The organism is Cellvibrio sp. (genome assembly GCF_053579595.1).
In genome coordinates this window covers 1-3,500 of record NZ_JBRFPI010000440.1, presented here as the reverse complement: position 1 = coordinate 3,500, position 3,500 = coordinate 1, and the positions used below count along the sequence as shown (strand labels likewise).

Genomic DNA, 3,500 nt, shown 5'->3' with positions numbered 1-3,500 from the left:
AGCTGGTCGCCCGACGGCTCCCAGATTGCTTTTGTCAGCAACACCCGCCTTTAATATGGGAGGCAGCGCATAGCGGGATATGTGCTGCCTACACTGCTTCGGGTAATTTGCGCTACCAGTTCGGCGCCAAATCCTGCACAATTCCACCTCCCGATCTTTTTGTTCCAAGCTATTTTTATGACCAATAAAACCCCCGATGCTGATCTCTTCCTTCAGCAAATGAAGGACGTAAAACCCATCAAGGTGGAAGAGAAAGTCACCCTGGCATCCCCGCATCAGGATAAAACCAGTGTAGAAACCCGGCGTAAGGCAGCAACTGCCGAGCTTGCGAAAGATAAAAATTTCCTCTCGGGAGAATACATAGAGCCACTTGACCCGCTTGCGGTTATTGAGTTCAAGCGCGATGGCGTGCAACACGGCGTTTATCGCAGTCTGCGTATGGGCAAATATCAGATTGATGCGCGGCTCGATCTGCACAATATGACTGTCGAGCAGGCGCGTAGTGCGGTATTTCAATTTGTTAAGGATTGCATGGCTCACGACATTCGCTGCGCGCTAATTACGCACGGTAAAGGGGAGGGGCGGGAGCAGCCAGCACAGCTTAAAAGTTGCGTAGCGCATTGGTTGCCGCAGCTTGATGAAGTGATGGCATTTCACTCAGCGCAAAAACGTCACGGTTGGCTTGGTGCAACCTATGTGTTGCTGCGCAAGAGCGAAAAGAAAAAACAGGAGACTTGGGAGTTATACAATAAGCCTTGATTGACATAATTGGGGTAGATAAATAGGTCAAGCACACCAGAATCAATATAAATTTAAAACGAGGTGTCTATGTATAAAAAATATGCGCTCCTGTTGGTCATGTTGCTAGGAATAACAGCACACGCTTTTGCACAGCAAACCCATAAACAGTTTGTATTAAACAACACCGAAATTATTCCTATCCATTCAAAAATTACCGGGCGAGACCACGAACTGGTTGTGGTCTATCCATCTAGCTACAAAACCAATCCCGCTAAAAAATATCCCGTTCTCTATTATCTGGATGCCTATTGGGATACACCTTTGCTGGCTTCAACTTACGGCAATTTAATTTATGACAACCTGGTGCCTGAATTTATCATGGTGGGTTTGTCTTATCCGTCATCAGCTGATTACAGTAAAGAGCGGCGTATTGATTACACCTTTACAGCGGTGGATGAAAAATCTGGAAAGGCGAATTTATTTTTGAATTTTATTCAACAAGAAGTTGCACCATTAATTGAAGGCCAATATCGCGGCGAAAAAACTGACCGCGTGATTGCGGGTAATTCACTGGGTGGATTGCTGACGCTGACTGCTGCCTACCAAGCACCCGGTTTTTTCTCTGGTTATATCGCTCTGAGCCCTGCCGTTGAATGGGATAAGCAAGCGCTTGTTAAAGTGGATACTGACTACGCAAAAAAGCATAAAGCATTAAATGGGCGTATGTTTATCTCCTACGGCACCACTGAATATCCCGCCTTTCGCGATCCAATCATCGAGTTTCAAAAACAGCTGGACGCACGCAAATATCAGGGGTTGGAGTTGCTTAATTATGCGATGGAAGGGCTTGATCACACTGGTATAAAAGGTGATGGCTACGTGCGTGGATTGATCTGGGTATGGAAGCCTAAAAAACCTGTCGGGCCAAGTGGCTTGGAGCGGGATATGACCAGCGCGAAATAATCGTGTTGGGATTACAGCATTTATAGTTTTTATTGCGCTAGATCAAAAATCCTCTGGAAACAGCCATTGATAATGGTGGCTGTTTTAATAATAACGAAAGAGGAACCTGACGATGCTTAAAACACTCCTGGTCTATATTCATTTAATCGCCGCTTGCCTTGCTATCGGCGTTCTCCTTGTTCAAGACATAGCGCTCGCCAAGTGGCGCGGGAGGGCGATGGATGCCGCTGCTATCGAGAATCTTCATCGCAACTCCGGTTTGGTGACGCTTGCGCTGGTTGTGCTCTGGATTTCGGGTTTGATTATTGTTGCCATCGGCTATCTCGACGTCCCCAACTACCTGATGAATCAAAAGCTCTGGGCAAAGTTCACCGTAGTGAGCATCCTCACGATCAATGGATTGTTTTTGCATCATTACAGCTTTCGGGTCTTGGCGTCGCCGGTCGGATTTATCGGTGCCAGCAGAATGGCGCAGTTTTTGGTGCTGGTCACTGCGGTTGTCTCGCTTGTTTCATGGCTGTATTCCTGTTATCTCGGAATAGCACGGCCCTGGAATAATGTTGCCCCCTATGCTTATGTGATGATTGTGTATTCAGTTTTGATGACCATAGCGCTGGTCATTGGTTTGGAGGTCTGGCGGGAGCTGCGAAAAGAGTTTCGTGTGCTTGTGCGCTAAATTGCACTGGTGTCTCCAACCCTAAGAATTACTTATCAATTTTCGCGCGCTTGTCTGTAGCGGAGGCTCATATACGCGCGCGAACTTCCTGCCCAAGCGGGCATCTTTCCTCCTCTGCTCATTATCTGCTTAGATTATTTCCTCATTAGCGCATCTGATTTTTCTTGCTGACCTTCACTTTCGTATCATTTTCCTTCGTCTGATTTAAAAAACCTTATTGTAATCATATGCTTATCTATCCTTAGGAGTAACATTGTTTATTACATGTAATATTTGATTTATTACATGTAATAAATTAATGTTGGCTCATGCAGAAAAAATCATCAGCACATTATCAACGCGAATATCGCAATCGCTTGCGGGAGCAGGGCCTGGTCAAGAAAGAGGTCTGGATTCTCCCGGAGAACGCGCGTCGTCTTGCTATGTTCGAGTTGGAATTGCGAGTGTCTGCAAAACAGGTTGTTGCCAGTGGGTTATTGCCAGCTAAAGGAGAAAGTCGAATGACAGATGTAGTTAACCGTTGGACCACCGCGAGCCTTCACGATGCCTTAGCCAAGGCGGATATGTTTATCGCCAAGCGGGCTGACCTGGAGTTGATCGATGGTGTGTCGCCTGCGTTGCATATCGTCATGTATGAGTACGGCGACCTGCCGCTCTTCCTGACAGTGTCGGGTGAGCAGATTGTGGTTGAAGCGATGTTGTGGTCGGTATCCGAGGTGAATAATCCCGCGCTGTTTAACGAGACCGTATTGCGCACCCACAAGTATTTTCCGCTCTCCAACATCAGTCTCTACAAAATGGATGGCGACGATTGCTATCACATGTTCGGTGCGCTGAGTTCTGCATCGAGTTTGCAGGATGTGATCTTGGAAATCGAAATGCTCGCATCGAATGTGATCCAGGCGACTGAAGCCTACAGTGAATTTTTAATTAGCTAACGGATGCTGAAGTAGCAGCCGCAACCAACAAAGGTAAATCACTATGAATATCTGGGCAAAAATGATTACTGCCTTGCGCGGTGGTGTAAATGAGGCAGGTGAGGCGGTGGTGGACAGTCAGGCATTGCGCATTCTGGATCAAGAAGTGCGCGATGCTGGCGAAGAGTTGAAACGCTCCAAAG

4 protein-coding genes are annotated in these 3,500 nt (G+C 46.9%); all 4 read left to right on the top strand.

What is annotated here, in order from left to right:
- Positions 1-177: 177 nt before the first annotated feature.
- The 4 genes from smrA (at position 178) to ACWA6V_RS19290 (ending at position 3,318) form a co-directional block, all read left to right on the top strand.
- Positions 178-759 (top strand): DNA endonuclease SmrA, encoded by a 582-nt coding sequence (gene smrA / locus ACWA6V_RS19305; protein WP_449524019.1) that lies wholly within the window; start codon positions 178-180, stop codon positions 757-759.
- Positions 760-828: 69 nt separating this feature from the next.
- Complete coding sequence (locus ACWA6V_RS19300) at positions 829-1,704, top strand: alpha/beta hydrolase (RefSeq protein WP_449524018.1); 876 nt, start codon at positions 829-831, stop codon at positions 1,702-1,704.
- Between the two features lie 112 nt (positions 1,705-1,816).
- The gene (locus tag ACWA6V_RS19295) at positions 1,817-2,380 is read left to right on the top strand and encodes a DUF2214 domain-containing protein (RefSeq protein WP_449524017.1); all 564 of its coding nucleotides are present in this window, start codon (positions 1,817-1,819) and stop codon (positions 2,378-2,380) included.
- A 308-nt stretch (positions 2,381-2,688) separates the two neighbouring features.
- Positions 2,689-3,318 (top strand): YjfI family protein, encoded by a 630-nt coding sequence (locus tag ACWA6V_RS19290; protein WP_449524016.1) that lies wholly within the window; start codon positions 2,689-2,691, stop codon positions 3,316-3,318.
- The last annotated feature ends 182 nt before the right edge of the window (positions 3,319-3,500 follow it).